Here is a 25,225-nt window from a genome sequence, read left to right on the forward strand (position 1 = left end):
GGGCACCGGCCGCAGCGATCGGGCATTCGATGCGGGTGCCATCGGATGCGATCAGATGATCGGTGGTCGGCCCAGCCTGGTCAGTCGCCAGACGGTACGCCACCGCATGGGCCGCCGCGGACCGCAGGGTTCGCGCCAGCCCGCCCGGAACCCGCCCCACCAGGCCTTCAGCGCCTCCGGGGAGGGGCGGCGGGCCAGGGTCAGCAGGAACCAGGTTCCCGGATAGAGAGGCACCAACAGGGCCGGAAGGTTCCGCCTCGCGAGCCAGACCCGGTTTCGGGCCACGTTGTGGAAGTAGGTCGCGTGGCGGGCCGGCGAGGTCGTGGGGTGGTGCAGCACCACGTCCGCCCGGTAGTCGATGGCCCAGCCGGCGTCCAGCGCGCGCCACGCGAGGTCGGTCTCCTCGTGGGCGTAGAAGAACTCGGCGGGCAGCTGCCCGGCCTGCTCGAACACCTTGCAGCGCACCGCGCTCGCGCCGCCGAGGAAGGTCGTCACCCGGGACGAGCGCAGCGGGTCGCTGGCGCGCAGCCGGGGGACGTGGCGGCGCTGGGTGACCCCGGTGTCCGGATCCGCGATCCGGAAGGCGACGATGCCCAGCTCCGGGTCGGCGGTGAAGGCCTCGCGCAGCAGGCGGGCCGAGTCGGTGCGCGGCAGGTTCCCGTCGTCGTCCAGGAAGAGGACCGCGTCGACCTCCGCCCCGTCCCGGCCGAACAGCTCGATGCCGACGTTGCGCCCGCCCGGGATGCCCAGGTTCTCCGGCAGCTCGACGCTGCGCACGCCCTCCGGCAGCGGGGGCAGCTTCACGCCCTGGCCGACCACGGCCAGTTCGACCGCCGGGCCCTCCTGGGCGCGGACGGCCTCGATCAGGGCGTTGAGCTCGGCCGGCCGGTTGCCCATGGTGATGATCACGGCGCCGAGGCGGAAGTTCTCCGCGGTGGTCCCGTTCATCGCAGCCTGCTGGAGAGGACGATGCTCAGCAGGTGCAGCACGGTCTGGAGCATCGCGATCGCCGCCAGGACGACCACCGCGAGCCGGGTGAAGAGGAGTCCGCCGTGCACGGCGTCCGCGACGCCGGCGGCCAGGACGAACAGCGAGGCCTCGACCGCGCCGACCAGGCGGTGGAACTTCAGGAAGGAGGCCGCCCGGCGGGCCCTGGCGACGGAGGAGGACCGCGGGACCGAGGCGCTGTCCTCGACGGCCGTCATGCCGCTGCGCGCCCGGGCCACGTCCACCAGGTCGGTCTCGGACTTGATCAGGATCGCGCCGAGCGCGGCCAGGGTGCCGAGGAAGGCCCACTCCCAGTGCGACCCGGCGCCCTCGCGGTGCAGCAGGTCGGTGGCGCGCAGGCCGAGGCCGGTCAGCAGGGCCGCCTCGGACATGTAGTGGCCGACCCGGTCCAGGTAGACCCCGGTGAGCGAGGTCTGCCGGCGCCAGCGGGCCACCTCGCCGTCCACGCAGTCCAGCAGCAGGTAGACCTGGATCAGCAGGGCGCCCAGGACGGCGCCCGCGATGCCCGGCACGACCAGCGCGGCACCGGCCAGGATGCCGGTGAACATCATCAGGTACGTCAGGCCGTTGGGCGTGATCGCCGTCATGGTGGAGAGCACGCGGGTGATCCGCAGCGAGATCTTCCGCATGTACAGGCGCCCGGCCCAGTGCTCGGCGCTGCGGCGCTGGAGCATGCCCTCCGGGTGGATCACCGCGCGCAGTTCCTCGATCGAGGGCCTGCGGCTCAGGTCCACCGGGGGCCGTTGGGCTCCCGCGGTGGAGGGGTCAGCTGTTGACGGCTTGGACATAGTCGGCGTACGCGTCCCTGATTGCGGAAGGGGAGAGGTCGAGGTGTTCGAGGATGGTGAAGCGCCCCGGTCGGGTGTTCGGAGCGTAGTGCACCGCTTCGGTGAACTCCGCCTCGGTGAAGCCGATCTGAGCGGCGGTCACCGGCAGTCCGTGGCTCGCCAGGCGCTCCACGATCAGACCGGTCAGCTCGCGCTCGCCCCGCAGGAAGCTGGCGAAGGCGGCGCCGAGGCCGACCTGCTCGCCGTGCTGGGCGGACCGCTTGGGATACAGCACGTCCAGGGCATGCGAGATCTCGTGGCAGGCACCCGACGAGGGCCGGGTGCTGCCCGCGATGTTCATCGCGATGCCGGACAGTACCAGGGCCTCGGCGAGCGCCGTCAGGAGGTCCTGGTCCTGGGTGCCGCCCGGGTGCCGCAGCAGGTTCTCGCCCGCCGAGCGGGCCATCGCCACGGCCAGTCCGTCCACCGGCTCACCGGTCACCGCGTGCGACAGCTCCCAGTCCGCGCACGCGGAGATGTTGGAGACGACGTCGCCCACGCCGGCCGCCACGAAGCGCGGCGGGGCCTGCCGGATCACGTCCAGGTCGACCACGATGCCGATCGGGCTGGGCACCCCGTAGGAGCCGCGCCCGGCGTCGTTGTCCAGAGTGGAGACCGGCGAGCAGATGCCGTCGTGGGCCAGGTTGGTGGCGACCGCGACCAGCGGCAGGCCGACCCGGGCCGCGGCGTACTTGGCGGCGTCGATGATCTTGCCGCCGCCGAGGCCCACGATCGCGTCGTAGTGCCCGCCGCGCATCGCCTCGGCCAGCCGCACCGCGCTGTCCAGGCTGCCGTCGTCCACGTTGTACCAGTCGGCTCCGGGCAGGGCCGGCTCCAGGCGACGGCGCATGGCCGAGCCGGAGCCGTTGCTGATCGCGACCGCGATCCGGCCCGAAGCCGACAGCCGCTGGTCCGCGAGGATGCCGCCGAGCGCGTCCAGCGCGCCCGGGCGGATCTCGACGAACAGCGGCGACGGAACCAGTCGGGTCAGTACCGGCACGCGATCTCCCGCGCCTTCGCCAGGTCGTCGTGGTTGTCGACCTCGACCCAGGAGACCTCGCCGATCGGCTGCACGTCGATCCGCAGGCCGCGGTTCACCATCTCCTGGTAGCCGTCCTCGTAGTACAGCTGCGGGTCGCGCTCGTAGGTGGCGCGCAGCGCGTCGGTCAGGTCGGCGGCGGCGGACGGGTTGATCACCGTGACGCCGATGTACTCGCCGGTCGCCTCGGCCGGCTCCATCAGCTTGGTGATGCGGCGCATGCCCGTGGCCGGGTCGACGATCACCTTCATCTCCTCGTCGGCGAGCTTCTTCACCGTGTCGAGGGCGAGCAGGATGCCGGGGGCGGTGCCGGACTCGGTCAGTCGCCGGTTGCCCTCCAGCATGGTCCGCTGGACGGAGACCGGGTGGACGGTGTCGCCGTTGGCGAGCAGCAGGCCCTCGGCGAACAGCTCGCGGGCGCACCACAGCGAGTAGGCGTTGTTCCACTCCTCGGCCTTGTCGTTCTCGACCAGGTGGAGCTTGACGCCGTACTTGTTCTCCAGGGCGTCCTTGCGGTCGTACACCGCCTCCTTGCGGTAGCCGACGACGATCGCGGCCTCGCGCAGTCCGACCTCGGCGAAGTTGCCGAGCGTGAGGTCCAGGACGGTCCGTTCCCCGTCCACCGGCACCAGCGCCTTGGGCAGGGTGTCGGTGTACGGGCGCAGCCGGCGGCCGGCGCCGGCTGCCAGAACGAGGCCGATCATGCGGGTCTCCTGATCCGTCGTGCTGTGCGCGGATCTGTGCCGGAGGTCGGCGGCGCCACCGGTTCGCCCGGACCGGCGTTCGACCGGGGCGGGCGGCGGCGCGCCGGTGCCGGCACAGATCCGGGCACCGTGTCGTATGTGATGGTAGGCGACCGGGGCGACCGGCCAGAACGCGCCCGTGGGCCCGGGGCGGCCGACGGGACGGCCGACGGGGCGGCGGGCCCCGGGCGGCGGGCGGGACGAACGGCGGCCGGAACGGCAGGCAGAACGGCGGCCGCGGTGGCGGTGGAGCGGCCCGGGGCGGCGGCGGAGCGGTCCGCGGCGGCGGTGGAGCGGCCCGGGGTCCGCACCGGCTCCGCCGGGCCGGTCGAACGGGCTCCGAACGCGCGGCGAACGGTTCTGCGAATTCCGTGCCCCTTTCGGGGGCTTCCCGGATCCTTCTCTGGCCGGTTTCCGATTCCTCCGGGTCATGATCCGTCCGGTTGTGCGTGGGACCCCTGGCGAGTGCCACCCATACGGCAGACTGGAGCCCGACGCCGGCGCCGGTGCCCCTGCTGTGTCCGCCGCACTCCACCCGGTGCGTCGGAGACACCCGATGCTCCCGTTGCTCCGCTCCCGAAAGAGGCCCCATGCCCCAGAGTCTGCCGACCGACCCGACGCACTTCGCCGCCGAGATCGACACCGGTCTCGACGTGGAGACCGATGTCACGGTCGACCCCCGGGCCACCGGATCCGCCCCGGCCGGAGCCGAGATCCTGCTGGAACTGGTCGACGACGAGGGCGTCACGATCGGCACCGGCGAGAAGCTCTGGGCCCACCAGCAGCCTGGCCGCCTGCACCGGGCCTTCTCCGTCTTCCTGTTCGACCGCCAGGGCCGGCTGCTGCTCCAGCGCCGGGCGCTCGGCAAGTACCACTCCCCCGGCGTCTGGTCGAACACCTGCTGCGGCCACCCGTACCCGGACGAGCCGCCGTTCGTCGCCGCCGCCCGGCGCACCGCCGAGGAGCTGGGCGTCGCTCCGGCACTGCTGTGCGAGGCGGGCACCGTCCGCTACGACCTGCCGGACGAGGCCTCCGGGCTGATCGAGCGGGAGTGGAACCACCTGTTCGTGGGACTGGTCACCGCCCCGGTCGAGCCGGACCCGGAGGAGGTGGACGACTTCGCCTTCGTGACCGCGCAGGAGCTGCGCGAGCTGCGGGCGGAGCGGCCGTTCTCGGTCTGGTTCGAGACGGTCTTCGAGGCCGCGCTGCCGGGCATCCGGGAGATCGCCGGGCGGGACTGGTAGTCCTGGTCCGGCCGCTCCGGCCGCTCCGGTCGTCGGCCCGGTCATCGGCCCGGTCGTCGGCCCGGCCGGTCAGTGGCCGGGCTCCGGGGGGACGGGCAGCGAGGCCCAGATGACCTTGCCGCCCTCCCCCGTGTGTTCGACGTCGCACACCCCGCCGGCCTGCAGGGTGACGCTCTTCACCAGCAGCAGGCCGCGCCCGCCGGTGCTCGCGGTGTCGTTCTCCAGCGCCTTCGGCCGGTACGGATCGCCGTCCTCGACCGACACCCGCACCGAGGCCCGGTGCACCGACAGCTCGGTGACCACCTCGGGGGACAGCTCGGCGGCGTGCGTCACCGCGTTGCTCACCAGCTCCGAGACGATCAGCAGCAGGTCGTCCACCAGCTCCTGGTAGCGCACCCCCGTCATGCCCTGGGCCAGCAGACGGTCCCGCACCGCGTGCCGGGTGAGCGGCACCGAGGCCTCGGTGGCGGGCACCGGGAAGCGCCACACGCCCTCGGCGGGGCCTCCGGAGACCGTGGCCCCGCCCCGGCCCTCCATCCGCCTGTCGCGTCTCGGTTCGGCCTTCGCCGCTCCGCTGATCTGCTCCACGTCCAGCCGCCCTTCGTCCGCGACCCGGGAATCAGGCGATCCGCTTCATGGCGCCCTCGGTCCACAGACGCTACGAGAGCCGTCGCGGCGGCCGTGGCACCGTCGACAAGTTGCCCGTGTCGGACCGGTTCCGGCCGCAACCGACCGCGGCCGGTGCGGGAGTCGACCGGTTCCTTCGCGGACGCCACCGGTTCGGGCCGGATTCGAGCGCGTTCCCAGGCCGTACCAACCTGTGCGGGCCGCGTTCCGGGCCGCGTGCGGGCGGTACCGGCCGCGTTCCGGGCAGGGCCCTGGCTCGCCGCGGGCGCGGTACGGCCCGGGCGCCGCGGCCCGCGGGGCCGGACGGGCCTCGGACCAGGATGTCCGGTGGCCCCGCCCCGAGGAAGCGCAGGTGAGAAGCACTCCAGAACCCTGGTAATGTTCTCTCTGTCGCCGAGGGGGCGAGAAAAATCCCCCGAAGCACACACCCGGTCCGGGTGGCGGAATGGCAGACGCGCTAGCTTGAGGTGCTAGTGCCCTTTATCGGGCGTGGGGGTTCAAGTCCCCCCTCGGACACAGCCGAATTCCCCGTGGGAGCCGAAAGGCACCCACGGGGAATTTCGTTTTTCGGGCCGCCCCTTTCCCGGGCCATCCCCGGTCGCCATCCCCGGCCATCACCCCTTCCGGGCACTGTGGCCTCGGTCTCCTCGTCGGTCCGCACCGGCCCGGACGCCGGACACGAGATGGCAACAATCGGACGGTTTGAGCTTCCTCTGAGGTATTCGCCCGTTTTCGGAACATAGGCTGCTCTCCGTTTGTCCGAAATACCGGCTCAAAATCGCAAAAACACCGACACCACCCGATGAACCACGAGCGAGAGGACCGATACGTTGAGTGAGCCCGAATCGTCGACGGCATCACACCAGAACTACCGCCGATCGCTCGGCACGATCAGCCTGACCGCGGTCGGGCTGGGGTCGATCATCGGCTCCGGGTGGTTGTTCGGTGCCGAGCGGGCCGCCAAGCTCGCCGGACCCGCCTCGATCCTCGCCTGGGTGATCGGTGCCGCGGTGGCGCTGACCATCGCGCTCACCTACAGCGAGCTGGGCTCGATGTTCCCCAAGGCCGGCGGCATGGTCCGGTACGGCCAGTACTCGCACGGGTCGCTGGCCGGCTACCTCGCCGCCTGGGCCAACTGGATCGCCATCGTCTCGGTCATCCCGGGTGAGGCCACCGCCTCCGTGCAGTACATGAGCTCCTGGCACTTCGGCTGGGCACAGGGGTTGTTCGACGGCAAGGAGCTGACCCTCAGCGGAGTGGCGCTGGCCAGCGTGCTGCTGCTCGTCTACTTCGCCCTCAACTGGTTCGCGATCACGCTGTTCGCCAAGACCAACACCGCGATCACCGTCTTCAAGGTCGTCGTCCCGACGGTGACCGCCGGTGCGCTGCTCTTCGCGCACTTCGACACCGCCCACTTCACCGACCACGGCGGCTTCGCGCCGAACGGCTGGAGCTCGGTGTTCACCGCCGTCGCGGTCTCCGGCATCGTCTGGGCCTTCAACGGCTTCCAGTCCCCGCTCAACCTGGCCGGCGAGGCCCGCAACCCCGGCAAGTCGCTGCCGAAGGCCGTCATCGGCTCGATCCTGATCGCCCTGGTGATCTACGTCGCGCTGCAGATCGCCTTCCTCGGCGCCATCCCCGGCGGCGACCTGGCGAACGGCTGGAGCAACCTCTCCTACACCTCGCCGCTGGCCGACCTGGCCATCGCCTGGGGCCTGAACTGGCTGGCGATCACGCTGTACGCGGACGCCTTCATCTCGCCCTCCGGCACCGGCATGATCTACGCCGCCACCACCTCGCGCATGATCCACGGCGTGCAGGAGAACGGCCACCTGCCCAAGATCTTCGGCAAGGTCGACGCCAAGACCGGCATCCCGCGCCCGGCGCTGGTGCTCAACCTGGTGGTCGCCTTCCTGTTCCTCGCGGTCTTCCGCGGCTGGGGCTCGCTGGCCGAGATCGTCTCGGTGGCCACCGTGATCTCGTACATCACCGGCCCGGTCGCCGTGATGGCGCTGCGCCGCCTGGCACCGGACCTGCCCCGGCCGGTCCGGCTGCGCGCCATGCCGGTGATCGCCCCGGTCGCGATGGTGTTCGGCTCGCTGGTGCTCTACTGGGCCCGCTGGCCGCTCACCGGCAAGGTCATCCTGCTGATGGCCGCCGGTCTGCCGATCTGGGCCTGGTACGAGCTGCGCAAGCCGTTCGCCGAGCTGAAGCCGCACCTGAAGGCGGGCGCCTGGATGGTCGCGTACCTGTTCGTGATGGCCGGCGTCTCCTGGGCGGGCAGCGCCGACTTCGGCGGGCACGACTACCTGCCGCAGGGCTGGGACCTGCTGATCGTCGCCGCGATCGGGCTGGCGTTCTACCGCTGGGGCGTCGCCAGCGCCTGGGCCAACCCCTCGCTGGCCGCGGTCCGCCAGGAGATGGCCGAGGAGGCCCGGAGCGCCGCGCCGGACGACGCCGCGGAGCCCTCGCGGGTCTGAGGCGCCTGAGCGCGTGAACTCACGGTGAAGGGCCGGTCGGAATCCTCCGACCGGCCCTTCGGCGTTCGCGGGGACCGTGCGCGGTGTGCTCCGTTTCCGGTGTGCTCCGTTTCCGGTGCGCTCCGTTCCCGATGCGCTCCGTTCCCGGTGTACGTCCATTCTGCCGTGGCGGGCACCCCCGGGTCACCGTCTTCGGGGATGATCTTCGTCGCGGTTTCCGCGCCTAGCGTGGTCGCGGGCGGCCCTCGACGGGAGGGCCCGGGCAGGGAGCGTCGTCGACGTGACGGAAGCACAGCAGTACGGTCAGGATCCGGCCCTCGCACGGGAGCTGACCGGGATGATGGCCGAGGACGGCGCGGCCGCCCGCCTGGCGAACAGCCCCGACCTGGCCGAACAGGCGGCCTGGCGCCGGCTCACCGCCCGGCACGGGGACCGGCTCGCGGAGATCATGGCGGCGCACGGCTGGCCGACCGAGCGCACCGTCGGCCCCGAGGCCGCCCGGGCGGCCTGGCTGGTGGCGCAGCACGCGGACCGGCAGCTCGACGTCCAGCGGCAGGCCGCGGCGCTGATGGGCGGGGCCGTCGCCAGAGGCGAGGCGAGCGCCCGCGACCTGGCCTTCCTCCAGGACCGGCTGGCCGTCAACGAGGGCCGGGCGCAGCGCTACGGGACGCAGATCGGCGCGGTGACGGACGGCCGCCCGGTGCCGTGGCCGTGCGAGGAGCCCGAGCGGCTGGACGAGCGGCGCGCCGAGGCGGGCATCGAGCCGTTCGACGAGTACACCGCGCGGTTCGCCCCGAAGTAACCGTCACGTCCGCCGGTCGGGATTGACTCTTGCGCGCGGCCGTCCGCGCCGCATTGACTGACCTCCGACCAGCGCTGCTGGTCAAGGGTCGGCTGAGTGGACGAGAGGACGATCGGTGCGGCAGTACGCGCAGTACCCGGAGCACGGCGACCAGTACATCGACGGCGAGTGGCGGCCCTCCGGTGACACCGGGTCGATCACCGTGCTGAACCCGGCGACCGAGCAGGTACTGGCCACGGTGCCGGCCGGCGGTCCGGCCGACGTCGACGCGGCGGTGACGGCGGCCCGCCGGGCGGCCCGGAGCTGGGGCTCCACCACCCGCGAGGAGCGGCTGGCCCTGCTGACCCGGCTGCGGGACGGGATCGCCGCCGCGCAGAACGAGATCACCGAGACCGTCGTCGCCGAGCTGGGCTCGCCGGTCGGCTTCGCCGGGGCCGTGCACGCCGGGCTGCCGCTCGCCGTGGCGACCTCCTACCTGACCCTGCTCGCCGAGCACCCCTTCGAGGAGCGGATCGGCAACTCGGTGGTGCACGCCGAGCCGGCCGGGGTGGTCGCGGCGATCACGCCCTGGAACTACCCGCTGCACCAGATCGTGGCCAAGGCCGTCCCGGCGCTGGCGGCCGGCTGCCCGGTGGTCCTCAAGCCGGCCGAGGACACCCCGCTGGTGGCCCGGCTGTTCGCCCGGCTGGTGCACGAGGCCGGCTTCCCGGCCGGCACCTTCCACCTGGTGACCGGCACCGGCGCGGTGGCGGGCGCGGCGCTCGTCGGGCACCGGGAAGTGGACCTGGTCTCCTTCACCGGCTCCACCGCCGTCGGCCGGCAGATCGCCGAGACGGCCGGCCGGGGGCTGAAGCGGGTCTCCCTGGAGCTGGGCGGCAAGTCCGCCAACGTGGTGCTGCCGGGCGCCGACCTGGCCCGCGCGGTCAAGGCCAACGTCGCCAACGTCTTCGCCAACTCGGGCCAGACCTGCAGCGCGCTGACCCGGCTGCTGGTGCACGAGGACCAGTACGACGAGGCGGTCGCCCGGGCCGAGGAGCTCGCCGCCCAGTACCGGCCGGGCGACCCGACCGACCCGCGGACCCGGATCGGCCCGCTGGTCAACGCCAAGCAGCTGGACCGGGTGCGCGGCTACATCGACGGCGCGCTGGCCGAGGGCGCCCGGCTCGTCGTCGGCGGCTCGGAGCCCGTCGCCGAACTGCCCACCGGCTACTACGTCCGCCCGACCGTGCTCGCCGACGTGACCCCGGAGATGACGGTGGCCCAGGAGGAGGTCTTCGGCCCGGTGCTGGCGATCCTCCGCTACCGCGACGAGGACCACGCCGCCGAACTCGCCAACGGCACCCCGTACGGCCTGAGCGGCGGCGTCTGGGCCCGCGACACCGACACCGCCGCCGCCTTCGCCCGCCGCCTCGACACCGGCCAGGTGGACCTCAACGGCGGCCGCTTCAACCCGCTCGCGCCCTTCGGCGGCTACAAGAACTCGGGCCTCGGCCGGGAGCTGGGCCGCCACGGGCTGGAGGAGTTCCTCCAGTACAAGTCCCTGCAGTACTGACGGCATCCCTGGCCAGGGCGGTGCGCGGGCCGTTCGGTCCGCCACCTCCCGGCCGGCTCGCACCGACCGGCTCATCCGGGCCGGCAAGTGACGCACGTCTCGGCGGATCGGCAATCCACTGGGCAGTACGGAACCAAGATCGCGCGGAAACTGGGGCCACAGAGACCCGTACACCGACGGAAGGCCCCGTCATGCGAGCGATCCGCCCCCTTGTCACCGGTCCGGCCGGCCCTCAGACTCCGCGCCGGATGGAGTCGTCCACCCAGGAGGTCATGGCAGAGCTGCAACGGAGCGACGCCAAGGCCACCGGCATTGGAGCCGCGGCCGTCGGCGGCATCACCATGGCAACCGCGCTGAGCAGCGCGCTGCCGCCGTTCTCCCCGCTGGCCAAGGCTACGCTCCTGGGCGTCCTCACCCTCCTGATCGGCTCGCTCGCCCTGTCGTTGGCAGCCGCCAGGCCCCAGCTCCGCCACGACGGCCATCGCGCTCTCTCCTACTTGGAATTCGCCGGTTTGACGCCGGAACAGTTGGTCGAATCGTTCTCGGAGCGGAATTCCGGTGATCTCGCAACGGCGCACGCACAACGCCTGGTGGAGCTTTCCCGGCTCGTCCTGCGGAAGTACCGCCTTCTCCGGCGTGCGGTCGATCTGCTGTCCTGTGGGCTGGTGTTGGGCACGCTGGCCGCCGTTCTGATGCTTGCGGCACACTGATCGGATCATGGTGTCGGCCGGCAACTCGGTGATCCGCCGACCGTGAACCCGGCCACCGGAGGCGCCACATGCAGGAGTCACACCGAGAGTTCCTGAGTGACGAGAAGTGGACCCTCCTCCAGCGGCTGGCGCCGGTGCGCTATCGCGCGTCCCGCGCCACCCTGCTGCGGCAGGACGAACCCGCCAGCTGTGTCGTGCTCCTGGAGACCGGCAGCGTGATGGTGACCGCCGACGGCCCTCGTGGCAGCGAGCAGTTGCTCGCGGTCCGCGGCAACGGCGAACTCCTCGGTGAGATGTCGGTGTTGGCGGAGGGAGTGCGCAGTGCGACCGTACGGACCCTTGAGCCCTGCCAGGTCCGCGTGGTCCCCGCTGTGGACTTCACGGACTTCATCGAATCGCACGGCCTGTTGCGACCGTTGCTCCGGCATTCCTACAGTCGGCTCCGCGAAGCCGACCGAACCAAGCTGGAACTCGCGACCGGATCCGTCGCGCTCCGGCTGTCCGGTCTTCTCATGCGGCTCTCCGGCCCGGCAACGCCCAACGGCCCGTCCCGGATCCGGCTGCCGCAGGAGGACCTCGCCAGGCTCATCGGTGCCTCACGCAACGCCGTCGGCAAGGTCCTGAAGGAGTGGAGCCGACACGGCTGGCTGACCACGGCTCCGGGCGGTGGCGTGACGGTGACCGACGTACGGGCGCTGCGTGCGCACGCCGCCGAGCAGTAGTACGCCGACGTCTCCATGAAGTGGCGCAGGTCACTTCCGCGCTGCCCTCCGTTGGGCAGCACCGACCGCCCGATCGGAGGCATGATCGCTGCCTGGCACACGGACCTCGGATTCGCCACCGCACCAGGAGGACAAACAGGCATGCTCCCCGCCCCCGTTGACGTGGACGACCTCCCGCCCGACCTCGCCATCCTCGTGGTCGACATCGTCGGCTACAGCAAGGTGCCGGAGACCGCAATGCCCGGTATGCGGGCTGCACTGGACAACGCCGTCGCCGAGACCTTCACCCACATCGGCCTGGCCGCGCTCTGGGCCGACGAACGCCGGGGCAGCGACACGGGTGACGGCTGGATCAGGATCGTGCCCGCTGCGAAGGTCGTACGGCTGGTCGACCCGGGCATCGCGCTCCTGGAGGACGCGCTGCGCCGCCATGACCGGGCGCGACGCGCCCACGATCCGGTCCTGCGGACCCGGCTGAGCGTCCACCTCGGCCCGCTCTCCCCCGGTCACCGGGGCGACGCCATCAATGACGCCTGCCGCCTGGTGGACAGCGAGGAGGTCCGCGTCGCGGCCGGCGTGGCCGCGGAACACGAATCGTTCGTCGCGGCGATCCTCTCGGACGAGGTCTACCGACGAGCCGTCGCGGCCGCTCGCACGTACACGCTGGCCGAGCGGGACTTTCTGGAGGTCTCGGCAGTCGTGCCGAAGAAGCAGTTCCGCCGCACCTCCTGGGTCCACGTGCCGCGGCTCGCGCCCGTGACGGTCAAGGCGTCCCTCGGCCGGGGGGAACCGCCCGTGGAGCCCGCACCGAGCCCCGCGCCCGGTCCACAGCTCACCTTCAACGGCAGCGTCGGCACGGCCGTCGGAACAGTCGCGACGCTGAACATGGGGGGCGTCAACCTCGCATGACCAGGGACGACTTGGAGCGGATCCAGGCCTTCCTGCCCGCGCCGGTCCGCACTGCTCCGGCCGGTGCCACCAGGAAGCCCGTCACGCCGGAGCACACTGCGCCCTCGCTGACCTTCATGGCGGACGTCGGGGTCGCCATCGGCCAGGTCGACAGGATGTACCAGGAGATCCGACAGGACTTCCTGGAGGCCCGGGGGCTGGACCGCACCAAGCTGCTCGAGTCCCGGACGTTCGCCCTTCCCTCCGCTTGGAAAGCCGTCCGGGCCCAGCTGGCCGACGCCTTGGCGGACCCCGAGGTCCGGGTGATCATCATGGTGGCGCCGCGCGGCTACGGCTCGACCACCTTCGTCCACCATGTCCTGGCGCACCACACACCGTTCGAGACGAAGCTCGTCGAACTCGAACCGGACGGGCCGCGCCCGAAGGTGTCGAGGATCCGCCGGGAGCGCGGGCGCGCCTACCAGTTGGACCTCAAGGACCCGCACACCGACCACCCGTCGACGACGTTCCTCGACGACCTCGCTGCGAGCGTCCCGGTGCTGAAGCAGGTCAGCTCGACCTGGGTCCTCAACATCGCCGCGGATCTCTGGACCGAACAGCGGACCTGGCCCGTCGCCCCCGGGGTCCGGGTGGTCGAACTCCGTTCCCCGCCGGAGCCGTTCGCCGTCGCGGAACGCCATCTGACCGCAGCCGGCATGCCCTGGCTCGTGCCGTACCTCCGGTCGGACACCGCCCGGGTCCATCTGTCGTCCCTGCGCAACGCGGTGGAGGCCGTACGCGCCGCCGGCGCCGTGGCCGAACAGTGGCTGGAGTTCAAGCGCGACCACTCGGAGGAGGCCAGCTGGATCGAGGAAGGAAAACTCGGCCGGCCCGATGAAGCGGGCGACAACGCGTGCCATCCCGAACTCCGCACGAGCGTCGAGAACGCCCTCGGTGACTGGCGCACCGAGTTGGACGGCGTCTTCGCACACGGCGGCGACACCGGCGGTGCGCTGTCCCTGCCCGACCGGTGCCTGCTGCTCTCCCTCGCCCTCCACCGGGTCGCGCCGGCCGCCAAGATCTCACGGGATGCCCGTGCCCTGGAGGACCTGATCGCCAAGAAGGACCGGACGCACGCTCCGACGAACCTCGGCCAGGTCTTCGCCGGGCGCGGACTTCGGCAGAGGCTCACCGCCCTCCATGCGACGGTGAGTTCCCAGGACATCGCCGCGCTCAGTCGCCCGGGCTACGCCCAGGCCGTCCTCACGTACGTCTGGGACAACTACGAGGACATGCGATCCGTCCTGTTGGAGTGGCTGATCTCGACCGCCCCGGCCGAGCGGGCCGAGGCGGACAAGAGCATCTCCGCCTTGACCACACTGGCTGCCCGGCACCAGGCGCCGACGGTTCTGACCGAGATCCGCGACACCGCCCACGAGTCCGGACGATCGGACATGTGCGCGGCCGTCATGACACGCGTGCTCAAGGACGTGGGGATGGAGCGGGCCGCGTGGGCCCGGCTCTACGACTGGGCCGACGACCGCCGCCTTGCGACGCAGTCCGTGGTTGTCGACGTAGCCGAGCACGTCCTGACCGCCGAAGACCCCGGGGGCAGGGACCACCGAAAGGCGATGACGCGGCTGCGCCGGGTTGCCTCGACTTCGAAGGACCAGTCCCTCCTCGCCGGTGTCCTGGCCGTCTTCCACCGCCTCGGCCACCGGGAGGAGGGACGGAACCTGCTGCTCTCCGAGGTGCTGCGCTGGCGCGAGAAGAAGGCCCGCCGATCCGGGAAGATCGCCTTGCTGGGGCTGATGGCGCAGTTCGACGGCCCTCGGCCCTGGCTGCTCGGCACGGCCAATGAGAAGGCCCGTACCGAGATCGACGAAGGTCTGCGGGACCTCCTGGCGGACCCGCAGTTCGAGCCACAGGCGGTCCCCGCCATCTGCGCGTGGTTCAAGACCGCGGCAACCGACACCGCGGCGTACGCCGCCGTCCGGAACTGCGTCGTGCCCGCGCTGGGCGGACAGTCGTCACGGGACGCCGGCATCGACCTGTTCCACCAGGTCGGCCGACTGCTCCTGCCCGATGGCACCCAGGTCGGCGACGACCTCTGGGCCTCGCTCGTCCGGCTACGGCGCTCCTGAAGCCCGCGTCCCCGGCAGGGGAGGTTCGCGGAGGACCGCCAGCGGCTGACAGCTTTCAGCGAACAGATGACAGATGACAGATGACAGATTTCGAAATCTGTCATCTGTTCGCCGTCTGCCGTCCGCCGTCAGACCAGGTCGACGCCCGGGTAGAGCGGGTACGGGGCGAGCAGGTCGGCGGCGCGCTTGGCGGTGGCGTCGCGGAGGGCGGCGTCCAGGCTGTAGGCGGCCTTGGACGGGGAGCCCTTGGCGGTGGTGGTGGGGGTGGTGGCGCTCAGGACGGTGTGGATCAGGTCGGCGATCTCGTCCATCTCCGCGGTGCCGAGGCCGCGGGTGGTGAGGGCCGGGGTGCCGAGGCGGACGCCCGAGGTGTACCAGGCGCCGTTCGGGTCCAGCGGGACGGAGTTGCGGTTGGTGACGATGCCCGAGTCGAGCAGGGCCGCCTCGGCCTGGCGGCCGGTCAGGCCGTAGCCGGAGACGTCGGCGAGGACCAGGTGGTTGTCGGTGCCGCCGGTGACCAGCTTGCCGCCGCGGCGCAGCAGGCCCTCGGCGAGCGCCTGGGCGTTGGCGACGACGGCGCGGGCGTAGGCCTGGAACTCGGGGCGGCGGGCCTCGGCGAGGGCGACCGCCTTGGCGGCCATGACGTGCGAGAGCGGGCCGCCGAGCACCAGCGGGCAGCCGCGGTCGACGTGCTCGGCCAGTTCGGACTGGCACAGCACCATGCCGCCGCGCGGGCCGCGCAGGGACTTGTGGGTGGTGGTGGTGACGATGTGGGCGTGCGGGACCGGGTCGTGGTCGCCGGTCAGCACCTTGCCCGCGACCAGGCCGGCGAAGTGCGCCATGTCGACCATGAGGGTCGCGCCGACCTCGTCCGCGATCTCGCGCATCCTGCGGAAGTCCACCAGGCGCGGGTAGGCGGAGTAGCCGGCGACGATGATCAGCGGGCGGAACTCGCGGGCGGTCTCACGCAGCGCGTCGTAGTCGATCAGGCCTGTGGCCGGGTCGGTGCCGTAGCTGCGCTGCTCGAACATCTTGCCCGAGATGTTGGGCCGGAAGCCGTGGGTGAGGTGGCCGCCGGTGTCCAGGGACATGCCGAGCATCCGCTGGTTGCCGAGCTCCTGGCGCAGCCGCGCCCAGTCCTCCTCGGTGAGGTCGTTGACGTTGCGCACCGCGGCGCGCTCCAGGGCTGGGCTCTCGACCCGCTGGGAGAGGACGGCCCAGAAGGCGGTGAGGTTGGCGTCGATGCCGGAGTGCGGCTGGACGTAGGCGTGGTCGGCGCCGAACAGTTCGCGGGCGTGCTCGGCGGCGATGCTCTCGACGGTGTCGACGTTGCGGCAGCCCGCGTAGAAGCGGCGGCCGACGGTGCCCTCGGCGTACTTGTCGCTGAGCCAGTTGCCCATGGTGAGCAGGACCGCCGGGGAGGCGTAGTTCTCGCTGGCGATCAGCTTGAGCGAGGCGCGCTGGTCCGCCAGCTCCTGGCCGATGGCGGCGGCGATCCGGGGTTCGACGCCGGCGACCACGTCGAGGGCGCTGCGGAAGGCGGTGTCGGCCGCGGCGGAGGCGGCGGTGTGGGGCTGCTGGGCCATGGCGGTCTCCTGGTGGGGATGCGGGGGCCCAGGCGCTCGGCAAGTTCACGTGAGGATTCACGGGGCCGCTTCCCGATGGTTGATTCCATCCCTACGCGCCAGTTGCGGCCCACCGGGATCGTACCAACACCGGAGGGACTGTGGCGGAGGTCTCAGAATGCGGAACGGGCAGTCCGCTATGTGCCGCTATGTCCGTTCTTTTGCAACGCCGGTGTTTCGGCGAAATGAAGCCGCCACATATCCCGAAACAGTTCCGCAGGAATGAGCCGAACGACCGCCGAAGGTGATTTGCGGAACCTCGGACGCATCCGATCCAATGGCGCTCGAACGGCCGCCGGGAAAACCCCGGGACGCCGTACCGGAAATGCACACCAGCGCACCCTCACCCATGGGGCGGCGGAGAATTCGGGGGTTACGCCTCATGGCAGCGGTCGACACCGTCCCAGGCACCACGGCCGGGCCCGCGCCCGCCGCCGACCCCGGCCTGCTCCGCCGGATCCTGCGGGACCGGGTCGGCGGCGCCGCCCTGGCGGTGGTGGTGCTGTTCCTGCTGCTCGCCCTCGGCGCCCCGCTGGTCGCCGCGCTGTACGGGAAGAACCCGGTCGACCACTACGGCCAGAACGTCCCGGGCCTGCTCAGCGACAGCGGACTGCCGATGCTGCCGAACGGCGGGATCTCCGGCGACTTCTGGTTCGGCCTGGAGCCCGGCCTCGGCCGGGACGTCTTCACCCAGCTGCTGTACGGCATCCGCACCTCGCTGCTGATCGCCTTCGCGGCCGCCGCGGTGACCACCACCCTGGGCGTGCTGGCCGGCGTCGCGGTCGGCTACCTGGGCGGGATCACGGACCGGCTGTTCGGATTCCTCGCGAATGTGCTGCTGGCCTTTCCCACGCTGCTGCTGCTGCTCGCGCTCAGCCCGGTGATCCAGTCCCGTTTGGTCGACCCGGGCACCGCGGAACCGGAGTGGATGCAGTTCCTGGTGCTGATCCTGGTTTTCTCGGCGTTCGGCTGGATTCCGCTCGCGCTTTCCCTGCGGGCCACCGTCCGCTCACTCCGGGAAAGGGATTTCGTGCAGTCCGCACGGGCCCAGGGCGCCGGCCGGTTCCATGTCGTCGTCCACGAACTTCTGCCGAATGTGCGCTCGCAGCTGCTGGTGCACGCCACCATGGCGGTGCCGACCTTCGTGGCCTCCGAGGCCGCGCTGTCCTTCCTCGGCGTCGGCATCACCGAGCCGGTCCCGGACTGGGGGCGGATGATCGCGCGCGGCTCCGAGGTCTTCCAGGCCGACCCCACCTACATGGTGTTCCCCGGCGTGGCGCTGCTGCTGTTCGTCATCGCCTTCAACCTGCTCGGCGACGCCGTCCGGGACGCGCTGGACCCGCGCGCCCGCACTGCCCGCTGACCCCCTCGCCTCCTCCCATCCATCAACCCGAGCCCGCCCCGGCACGATCCGCCGGGGCAAGGAGAGATTCGCCATGCGCTGGACCAGACCGTCCCTCGCCGTCATCGCCACCGCCCTGCTGGCGACCTCCTGCTCGGCCGGCGCGGGCAGCACCACCGGCTCCGGCGGCGCCGCCGGGGCCTCCGCCAAGGAGACCTCCCCGCTGACCGCCGTGCTCGGCAGCGAGCAGGAGAGCGCCGGCCCGGCCCCGGCCGTCCCGGGCGCCCGCGCGGGCGGCACGGTGAACGTGTACAACAGCGTGGAGTTCCGCCACCTCGACCCGCAGAAGGTCTACGCGGGCGCCGCCTACAACGCCTCGCTGCTCTGGGGTCGCCAGCTGACCCAGTACCAGGTCGTGGACGGCAAGGCCAAGCTGGTCGGCGACCTGGCCACCGACACCGGCACCCCGGCCGACGGCGGCCGCACCTGGACGTACCGCCTCAAGCCGGGCGTCGCCTGGGAGGACGGGCAGCCGATCACCGCCCAGGACGTCAAGTACGGCATCGAGCGCACCTTCGGCAAGGGCTACGAGGTCGGCCCGCCGTACTGGCCGCAGTGGCTCACCGGCGAGGCCGGCTACGAGGCGGCGCGCACCAAGTACGCGGGCCCGCAGGCCGGCGACCTGGACGCGATCGAGACGCCGGACGAGCGCACGATCGTCTTCCACTTCCCGCAGCCGCAGGCCGACGTCCCGTACATGGCCGCGCAGTCCTCCTCCTCCCCGGTGCGCCGGGACAAGGACACCGGGACGGACTACGACCGACTGCCGTTCGCGACCGGGCCGTACCGGATCGTCGAGCACGTCCAGAACACCCGCATGGTGCTGGAGCGCAACCCGGCCTGGAAGCCCGAGACGGACCCGATCCGCAGCCAGTACCCGGAGAAGTTCGTCTTCACGTACGGCAAGGAGGCGCTCAACCTCAACCAGGAGATCCTCTCCGGACGGGACGGCGGCGCCAACGCCACCACCGCCTCCGACACCCTCTCCGCCGAGCTGTACCAGACCACCGACACCGACCCGAAGGCCAAGGAACTGGTGGTCTCCGGACGGCAGGGCGCCTTCGTCACCCAGCTGATGATCAACAACGAGCGGGTGCCCGACGTCGAGGTCCGCAAGGCGCTGCACCTGGCCTACCCGCGCCAGCAGGCCCGCCAGGTCCAGGGCGGCGCCCGGACCGGCGAGCTGGCCACCACGCTGAGCTCCCCCGCGCTGATCGACTACCAGAAGTACGACCTCTACCCGGCCAGGCCCGAGGGCGACCCGGAGGCCGCCAGGGCCGCGCTCGCCAAGGCCAAGCAGGCGCCCGGGAGCCTGACCTACGCGTACCGGAACACCCCGACCGGGCAGCGCGTCGCGCAGGTGCTGGTCGAGGGCTTCGGCAAGGCCGGGATCACCGTCGTGCCCAAGCCGGTCGACCCCAAGGCCTTCCTGGACGAGGTGCACCGCACCGACTCCCCGTACGACCTGTTCGAGGAGACCAGCTCGGTCGACTGGCCCACCCCGTCCACCCTCGTCCCGTTCTCCTTCGACGGCCGGGCCGGCAGCGACATCAACTCCGCGCGCTACCGCAACCCGGAGGTCGACAAGGAGATCGACCGGATCAACCAGATCGGCGAACCCCGCGCCAAGGCCAAGGAGCTGTACGCGCTGGAGCAGACCGTGATGAAGGACCTGCCGGTGCTGCCGTTCGCCTACCCGACGGTCAACCAGCTGCGCGGCAGCAACGTCGGCGGGGCGTTCGTCCACCCGATCTACGGGACCGTCTCGCTGGCCTGGCTGTACCTGAAGTCCTGAGTGCCGGGGCCCGCTCCCGTTCCCCGGGTTCCCTGGGTTCCCCGGTTCCACGGCGGAACGGGGGCGGGCCCCTTCCCCCTCCCTCTCGCCCGCTTCCCGCTCAGCTGCTCACCCTTCGCGCGCCTCCCCCGTCACGTCGACCCCGGATCGGCCATGCTCTCCTTCGTCCTGCGGCGGACCGCCCAGGCCCTCGCGGTCCTGGTCGCGGTCTCCGCCGCCGCCTTCGCCCTCTTCTACGCCGCGCCCGCCGACCCGGCCCGCGCCGCCTGCGGCCCGCGCTGCGACAGCGGGCAGGTCGCGGCGGTGCGCCAGAGCATGGGCCTGGACCAGCCGCTGCTCACCCAGTACACCGACTACCTGGTCGGAGTGGTCGCCGGGCGGGACATCGGCGACGTGGACGGCTCGACCATCCACTGCGACGCCCCCTGCCTCGGCTACTCCTACCGGCTGCACCAGCCCGTCACCGAGGCACTGGCCGACCACCTGCCCGTCACCCTCTCGCTGACCGCCGGGGCGCTCGCCGTCCTGCTGGTGTTCGGCCTCGGCACCGGGTTCGTCTCCGCGCTGCGGCACGGGCGGCGGACTGACCGGCTGCTCTCCGGCTTCACCCTGGTCGGCGCGAGCGTGCAGATCTACTTCCTCGGGTACGTCGCGCAGTGGCTGCTGGTGTACTCCACCGGGCTGCTGCCGCTGCCCTCCTACACCCCGCCGGCCGAGGACCCGGCCGCCTGGGCGGGCGGGATGCTGCTCCCCTGGTTCGTCCTCGGCTTCGTCAACTCGGCCGTGTTCGCCCGGCTTTCGCGCTCGCAGCTGCTGGAGACGATGAACGAGGAATACGTCCGCACGGCCCGCGGCAAGGGTCTGGGACGGCTGCGCGCCCACCTGAAGTACACCTCTCGCGGCGCCGCCGGCCCGCTGGTGCAGCTGATCGGGCTGGAGGCCGGGGTGCTGCTCGGCGGAGCCGTGATCACCGAGACGGTGTTCGGGCTGAACGGGGTCGGACGGTTCGCCGCGGAGGCCGTCGCCGGGCAGGACCTGCCCGCCGTGGTCGGCGCGGTGCTGCTGGCCGCCTGCTTCATGGTGCTGTTCGTCGCGCTGGCCGACCTCGCGGTCGCCTGGCTCGATCCGCGTGTGCGGCTGAGCTGATGGGGAGTCCTTCGATGAAATCCACTGTTCCCGGGGACGGCGTGCGGCGCGAAGGGGCGAAGGGCACCGCGGCGGGGAGCGACGAGCCGGTGCTGAGCGTCCGCGACCTGACCGTCGCCTTCGCCGACCCGCGCGGCGGCGCACCCGTGACCGCCGTCCGGAACCTCTCCTTCGACCTCGCGCCGGGTGAAGTCCTGGGCCTGGTCGGCGAGTCGGGCTCCGGCAAGTCGACCGTCGGGCTCGCCGTCCTCGGTCTGCACGACCCTCGCACCACCACCGTCACCGGCTCGATCCGGCTGGGCGGACAGGAGGTCGTCGGTGCCGAGGAGTCCGCGCTGCGCGGGGTGCGGGGCGGACGGGCCGCGCTGGTCTTCCAGGACGCGCTCACCTCGCTCAGCCCCTTCCACGGCGTGGGCGCCCAGCTCGCCGAGATGTACCGGCTGCACCACCCGGGCACGGGCCGCGCCGAGGCGGGCCGGCGGGCCGCCGAGATGCTCGACCGGGTCGGCATCCCGGCGGCCCGGAGCCGCGACTACCCGCACCAGTTCTCCGGCGGCATGCGCCAGCGGGTGATGATCGCGATGGCGCTGATGAACGACCCCCGGCTGATCATCGCGGACGAGCCGACCACCGCCCTGGACGCCCGCGTGCAGCGGCAGGTCCTCGACCTGCTCGGCGAGTTGCAGCGCGAGCACGGGACGGCGGTGCTGCTGGTCAGCCACGACCTGGGCGTGGTCGCCGGGACGACGGACCGCACGCTGGTCATGCGCGGCGGGGCCGGGATCGAGTCCGCGCCGACCGCCGAACTGCTGGCCGCGCCGCGCGAGCCGTACACCCGGGCCCTGGTGGGCGCGGCGCTCCGGCTGGACTCGGTGCCGGGCACCGCCCTTCCGACGGTCGACGAGCCGACACCCTCGCGGACGTTCCGGCCGCGAACCGTCGGGCGTCCCGAGCGCTGGCTGGTCGAGGTGGACGACCTGTCCGTGCATTTCCCGGGGCGCCGGCGCTTCCCCCGCCTGCGGGCCGAACCGGTCCGGGCGGTCGAGGGCGTCGGCCTGCGGATCGCCCCCGGCGAGACACTCGGGCTGGTCGGCGAGTCCGGCTCCGGGAAGTCCACCACCTCGCGGGTCCTGGCCGGGCTGCAACGACCCACCGGCGGAAGGGTGCTGTACGACGGCCAGGACGTCACCCGGCCCGACCGGGAGCTCCGGAAGCGGCTCAGCCGCGAGATCCAGCTGGTCTTCCAGGACCCGTACGCCTCGCTCAACCCGCGCCGGACGATCGGCCGGACCCTGGACACCCCGCTGCGCCTGCACACCTCGCTGGGCCCGGCCGAACGTCGGGAGCGCTCCGTCGAACTGCTGGAGCAGGTCGGGCTGGAGGGCGGGCACCTGGACCGCTACCCGCACGAGTTCTCCGGCGGGCAGCGCCAGCGGATCGGCATCGCCCGGGCGCTGGCCCCGCAGCCGCGGCTGATCATCGCCGACGAGCCGGTCTCCGCGCTCGACGTGTCGGTGCAGGCCCAGGTGCTCAACCTGCTGATGGAGCTGCGCGAACGGCTCGGCGTGGCGTTCCTGTTCGTCTCCCACGACCTCGCGGTGGTGCGGCACTTCTGCGACCGGGTGGCGGTGATGCACGGGGGCCGGCTGGTCGAGTCCACCGACCGGGACCAGCTCTTCGAGGCGCCGCACACCGCGTACACGAGGGAGTTGCTGGCGGCGGTGCACTGAGACGCTCCGGGCCGTCCGGCGAGTGGCCCGGCGGACGGCCCGGCCAGCGGCCCGGCGGACGGCTCGGCGAGTGGTGTGGGAGTGAACGGGCAGGTCGTTCGCCGTTCGTTCGGCTGCGCCGGTCCGGCTCAAGACGCTAGCGTGCAGGCGATGTGACGTAGGAGACCGAGCAAGGAATCACCAACCGAGGAGGCACATTTGTCGGACGACCTGCTCATCGCAAAGATCAACCACGGCTTCGATCACCTCGACGCCGACGGCGACGGCCTGCTCACCGAGCGGGACCACGTCCTGATGGGCCTCTCGGTGGCCCGCTCGCTCGGCCATCAGGAGGGTTCCGAGGCCGAGGCCGTGATAGTCCGCGCCTACCTGACGACCTGGCACGACCTGCACCTCGCCCGGCTGCCCGCCGGCACCGAGGCGATCACCCGTCAGCAGTTCGTCACCTCGACCGGCTCGCTCGCCGACGACCCCGAGGCCGCGCGCGAGATCCTCGGCGCGCTCGCCGAGGCCTTCCTCGCCGTCGCCGACGCCGACCGCAGCGGGACGGTGGACGCCGGTGAGTTCTTCGTCTTCCAGCGCGGCCACTTCGCCGGCCTCTCCCGCGACGACGCCGACGAGGCCTTCCGCCACCTCGACACCGACGGCGACGGCGTGCTCTCCGCCGCCGAGTTCACCACCGCGATCATCGAGTTCTGGACCAGCCGCGACCCGGACGCGCCCGGCAACTGGTGGACGGGCAAGCCGCCGTACGCCTTCTGAGCCGTACGGCGGACGGCCCTCCCCCGTGAGCCGGAAGCGCGGGGGCGGGCCGCCGTTGACGTCGTGGCCGCCGTGGCCGCCGTGGCCGTCCTGACTGCTGTGGATGCCGTGGACGCTGTGGATGCCGTGGCCGTCGTGACCGCCATGGCCGTCGTCCGGGGCGGTGGTGGCGGGCCGGGCTCACCTCCGAGCGGACGGCTCCTTCGCCGGACGGGCCGGACTCCCGGCACGCGACGAGCCGCCCGAACGCCGGCTGACGCTCACCACCAGGCAGACGCCCGCCACCACGATCGCGCCGCCCGCGAGGGTCGGGCCGGTCAGCGGTTCGGCGAGGATCAGCCAGCCCAGCAGCACCGCGACCACCGGGTTCACGTAGGCGTAGGTGGCGACCAGGGTCAGCGGGGCCGACCGCAGCAGCCAGGCGTACGCGGTGAAGGCGAGCAGCGAGCCGAACATCACCAGGTAGGCGAGGGCCAGCCAGGACCGCCCGGAGATCGTTGCGAGGTCCAGCCCGTGCTGCTCTCCCCGGCCCAGTCCGATCACCAGGTCGCCGACTCCGCCGACCAGCATCTGGTAGGCGCTCGCGGCCAGCACGTTGTCGGGCATCGGGATCTTCTTGGTCGCGAAGGAGCCGGTCGCCCAGAGCAGGGTGGCAGCGATGATCATGATCACGCCGGTCGGCTCGATCGACCCGCCGATCGCGGGCGCCGACAGGACGCCGAGGCCGACCAGTCCGAGCAGCACCCCGGCCAGCTCGGCGGGCCTCGGGCGCTCGCCGCCGACCGCCGTGAGCACCACCATCCACAGCGGGACCGCGGCCACCAGCAGGGCGGCCAGCCCGGAGGGGACGGAGGTCTCGCCCAGGACCACCAGTCCGTTGCCGCCGGTCAGCAGCAGCAGGCCGACCAGGGCGGAGGAGGCCAGCTGCCGCTTGGTCACCTTCAGACCGGCCGGGCCCTGGCGCACCAGGAGGTAGCCGGTCAGCAGCAGGCCGGCGACGAGGAAGCGGGCGGCGGCGGAGAGGAAGGAGGGCATCGTCTCCACGGCGACCCGGATCGCGAGGTACGTCGACCCCCAGACGATGTAGACCACGAGGAGGGCCAGCCAGACCGCGCCGCCGAGGCGGGGGCCGCGGGCGGGGGCCGCCTCGGCCCTGACGGCGGCGTCGGCGGGGACGCCGGCGGCGGCGGGGACGGGGCTGTCGGCGCGGGCGGGGGCGTCGGGGCGGACGGGGGCGTCGGCGGGCGCGGGAACGTCGGGAGCCACGCCGGGGGTCGGGCCGGGATCCGCGGCCGGTTGGGAGGGTGAAGCGGGCGATGTCATGGGTGTCCCCCTTGGACGGTGCTGGCCGAACATCCGACATGACAGCGCATGGACGGCCCGGTGCGCCAGTCCGTATCGGAACCCGGACCGCGGGACGTACGGTGGGCGCTCCCCGACGAGGAGGTCGAACCCGTGCCCGCACCCGAGGAGGCCCTGCCGTTCTTCGTGTACGGCACCCTGCGCAGCGGCGGCCGCAATCACGCCGCCCACCTGGCCGGACGCTGCGCCGAGATCCGGCCGGCGGTCCTGGAGGGCGCCGCGCTGCACGAGGGCCCCGGCTTCCCGTACGCGGTGCCGGATCCGGCGCCCGGGCGCCGGATCCTGGGTGAGCTCGTCACCGTACGCCCGGGCGCGTACGCCGGAGCCCTGGACGCCCTGGACCGGCTGGAGGACTGCCGGGCGGACGGGACCGGGCTGTACGTGCGGCGGCGGATGGCGGTGCGGACGGCGGCGGGCGAGCTGCGGGAGGCCTGGGTCTACCTCGCCGGGCCGAGGGCCGAGGCACGGCTGCGGGAGCGGCCGGCGCTGATCGAATCGGGGGACTGGGGAGCGGCCGGGGGAGGAGTGGGATGACGGGTGGCGGATGACAACCGCCAGGTAGGCTGCCCCGGCCAATGAGATTTCCCGCTCATCGGCCCATCGAACGACGAGGAGCC

At 72.3% G+C, this 25,225-nt stretch carries 21 protein-coding genes, 1 tRNA gene and 1 riboswitch; of the genes, 15 read left to right on the forward strand and 7 right to left on the reverse strand.

What is annotated here, in order from left to right; genetic code table 11:
- Window positions 1–51: 51 nt before the first annotated feature.
- The 4 genes from ACFVGO_RS16330 to ACFVGO_RS16345 form a co-directional block, all read right to left on the reverse strand.
- Complete coding sequence (locus ACFVGO_RS16330; protein WP_359901618.1) at window positions 52–948, reverse strand: glycosyltransferase; 897 nt, start codon at window positions 946–948, stop codon at window positions 52–54.
- Entirely contained in the window at window positions 945–1,682 is a 738-nt protein-coding gene (locus tag ACFVGO_RS16335) for a CDP-alcohol phosphatidyltransferase family protein (protein ID WP_359901747.1), read from the reverse strand. Before ACFVGO_RS16335 ends, ACFVGO_RS16330 begins: the two co-directional genes overlap by 4 nt.
- A gap of 91 nt (window positions 1,683–1,773) precedes the next feature.
- A complete protein-coding gene (locus ACFVGO_RS16340; protein ID WP_359901620.1) occupies window positions 1,774–2,835 on the reverse strand; it encodes an iron-containing alcohol dehydrogenase family protein in 1,062 nt (353 codons plus the stop codon).
- On the reverse strand, window positions 2,823–3,578 hold the full coding sequence (locus ACFVGO_RS16345) for a phosphocholine cytidylyltransferase family protein (protein ID WP_359901623.1): 756 nt from the start codon (window positions 3,576–3,578) through the stop codon (window positions 2,823–2,825). Before ACFVGO_RS16345 ends, ACFVGO_RS16340 begins: the two co-directional genes overlap by 13 nt.
- Window positions 3,579–4,207: 629 nt before the next feature.
- On the opposite strand from ACFVGO_RS16345, the gene idi reads away from it, so the two are divergent.
- A complete protein-coding gene (gene idi / locus ACFVGO_RS16350; protein ID WP_359901625.1) occupies window positions 4,208–4,861 on the forward strand; it encodes an isopentenyl-diphosphate Delta-isomerase in 654 nt (217 codons plus the stop codon).
- A 69-nt stretch (window positions 4,862–4,930) separates the two neighbouring features.
- On the opposite strand, the gene ACFVGO_RS16355 is transcribed toward idi, so the two are convergent.
- Window positions 4,931–5,398 (reverse strand): ATP-binding protein, encoded by a 468-nt coding sequence (locus ACFVGO_RS16355; RefSeq protein ID WP_359901750.1) that lies wholly within the window; start codon window positions 5,396–5,398, stop codon window positions 4,931–4,933.
- A gap of 521 nt (window positions 5,399–5,919) precedes the next feature.
- On the opposite strand from ACFVGO_RS16355, the gene ACFVGO_RS16360 reads away from it, so the two are divergent.
- The 8 genes from ACFVGO_RS16360 to ACFVGO_RS16395 all read left to right on the forward strand — a co-directional run bounded on the left by ACFVGO_RS16360 (window position 5,920) and on the right by ACFVGO_RS16395 (window position 14,786).
- Window positions 5,920–6,004 (forward strand) — tRNA-Leu (locus ACFVGO_RS16360).
- A gap of 314 nt (window positions 6,005–6,318) precedes the next feature.
- A complete protein-coding gene (locus ACFVGO_RS16365; protein ID WP_380632305.1) occupies window positions 6,319–7,968 on the forward strand; it encodes an APC family permease in 1,650 nt (549 codons plus the stop codon).
- A gap of 337 nt (window positions 7,969–8,305) precedes the next feature.
- Window positions 8,306–8,770, forward strand: coding sequence for a DUF6624 domain-containing protein (locus ACFVGO_RS16370; protein WP_380632323.1), 465 nt, complete (start codon window positions 8,306–8,308; stop codon window positions 8,768–8,770).
- Between the two features lie 115 nt (window positions 8,771–8,885).
- Window positions 8,886–10,322, forward strand: coding sequence for an aldehyde dehydrogenase family protein (locus ACFVGO_RS16375; RefSeq protein WP_380632307.1), 1,437 nt, complete (start codon window positions 8,886–8,888; stop codon window positions 10,320–10,322).
- A gap of 272 nt (window positions 10,323–10,594) precedes the next feature.
- The gene (locus ACFVGO_RS16380; RefSeq protein WP_380348790.1) at window positions 10,595–11,032 is read left to right on the forward strand and encodes a Pycsar system effector family protein; all 438 of its coding nucleotides are present in this window, start codon (window positions 10,595–10,597) and stop codon (window positions 11,030–11,032) included.
- Window positions 11,033–11,100: 68 nt separating this feature from the next.
- Window positions 11,101–11,754 (forward strand): Crp/Fnr family transcriptional regulator, encoded by a 654-nt coding sequence (locus ACFVGO_RS16385; protein ID WP_380348788.1) that lies wholly within the window; start codon window positions 11,101–11,103, stop codon window positions 11,752–11,754.
- Between the two features lie 141 nt (window positions 11,755–11,895).
- The gene (locus ACFVGO_RS16390) at window positions 11,896–12,663 is read left to right on the forward strand and encodes a hypothetical protein (RefSeq protein ID WP_380348786.1); all 768 of its coding nucleotides are present in this window, start codon (window positions 11,896–11,898) and stop codon (window positions 12,661–12,663) included.
- The gene (locus ACFVGO_RS16395; protein WP_380632310.1) at window positions 12,660–14,786 is read left to right on the forward strand and encodes a hypothetical protein; all 2,127 of its coding nucleotides are present in this window, start codon (window positions 12,660–12,662) and stop codon (window positions 14,784–14,786) included. The genes ACFVGO_RS16390 and ACFVGO_RS16395 overlap by 4 nt, the downstream gene beginning before the upstream one ends.
- Before the next feature lie 128 nt (window positions 14,787–14,914).
- On the opposite strand, the gene ACFVGO_RS16400 is transcribed toward ACFVGO_RS16395, so the two are convergent.
- Window positions 14,915–16,372 (reverse strand): glycine hydroxymethyltransferase, encoded by a 1,458-nt coding sequence (locus tag ACFVGO_RS16400; RefSeq protein WP_380348780.1) that lies wholly within the window; start codon window positions 16,370–16,372, stop codon window positions 14,915–14,917.
- A 19-nt stretch (window positions 16,373–16,391) separates the two neighbouring features.
- Window positions 16,392–16,488, reverse strand: a riboswitch (ZMP/ZTP riboswitch).
- A gap of 305 nt (window positions 16,489–16,793) precedes the next feature.
- Between ACFVGO_RS16400 and ACFVGO_RS16405 the strand changes: the two genes are divergently transcribed.
- The 5 genes from ACFVGO_RS16405 to ACFVGO_RS16425 all read left to right on the forward strand — a co-directional run bounded on the left by ACFVGO_RS16405 (window position 16,794) and on the right by ACFVGO_RS16425 (window position 23,246).
- Window positions 16,794–17,774, forward strand: a complete 981-nt coding sequence (locus tag ACFVGO_RS16405) for an ABC transporter permease (RefSeq protein ID WP_359901637.1) — start codon at window positions 16,794–16,796, stop codon at window positions 17,772–17,774.
- Window positions 17,775–17,847: 73 nt separating this feature from the next.
- Window positions 17,848–19,608 (forward strand): ABC transporter substrate-binding protein, encoded by a 1,761-nt coding sequence (locus tag ACFVGO_RS16410; protein ID WP_380632312.1) that lies wholly within the window; start codon window positions 17,848–17,850, stop codon window positions 19,606–19,608.
- Between the two features lie 153 nt (window positions 19,609–19,761).
- On the forward strand, window positions 19,762–20,754 hold the full coding sequence (locus tag ACFVGO_RS16415; RefSeq protein ID WP_359901642.1) for an ABC transporter permease: 993 nt from the start codon (window positions 19,762–19,764) through the stop codon (window positions 20,752–20,754).
- A gap of 14 nt (window positions 20,755–20,768) precedes the next feature.
- Window positions 20,769–22,484, forward strand: coding sequence for a dipeptide ABC transporter ATP-binding protein (locus ACFVGO_RS16420; protein ID WP_380632314.1), 1,716 nt, complete (start codon window positions 20,769–20,771; stop codon window positions 22,482–22,484).
- Window positions 22,485–22,682: 198 nt separating this feature from the next.
- Window positions 22,683–23,246, forward strand: coding sequence for an EF-hand domain-containing protein (locus ACFVGO_RS16425; RefSeq protein WP_359901645.1), 564 nt, complete (start codon window positions 22,683–22,685; stop codon window positions 23,244–23,246).
- Window positions 23,247–23,426: 180 nt separating this feature from the next.
- Here ACFVGO_RS16425 and ACFVGO_RS16430 read toward each other — a convergent pair whose 3' ends face one another.
- Window positions 23,427–24,512, reverse strand: coding sequence for an EamA family transporter (locus ACFVGO_RS16430; RefSeq protein WP_380632316.1), 1,086 nt, complete (start codon window positions 24,510–24,512; stop codon window positions 23,427–23,429).
- Window positions 24,513–24,701: 189 nt separating this feature from the next.
- Here ACFVGO_RS16430 and ACFVGO_RS16435 point away from each other — a divergent pair, with 189 nt between their 5' ends.
- Window positions 24,702–25,142, forward strand: a complete 441-nt coding sequence (locus ACFVGO_RS16435) for a gamma-glutamylcyclotransferase family protein (RefSeq protein WP_359901651.1) — start codon at window positions 24,702–24,704, stop codon at window positions 25,140–25,142.
- Window positions 25,143–25,225: the final 83 nt, after the last annotated feature.

It is taken from the genome of Kitasatospora sp. NPDC057738, from assembly GCF_042798815.1.
Classification (GTDB): Bacteria; Actinomycetota; Actinomycetes; order Streptomycetales; family Streptomycetaceae; genus Kitasatospora; species Kitasatospora lactacystinica.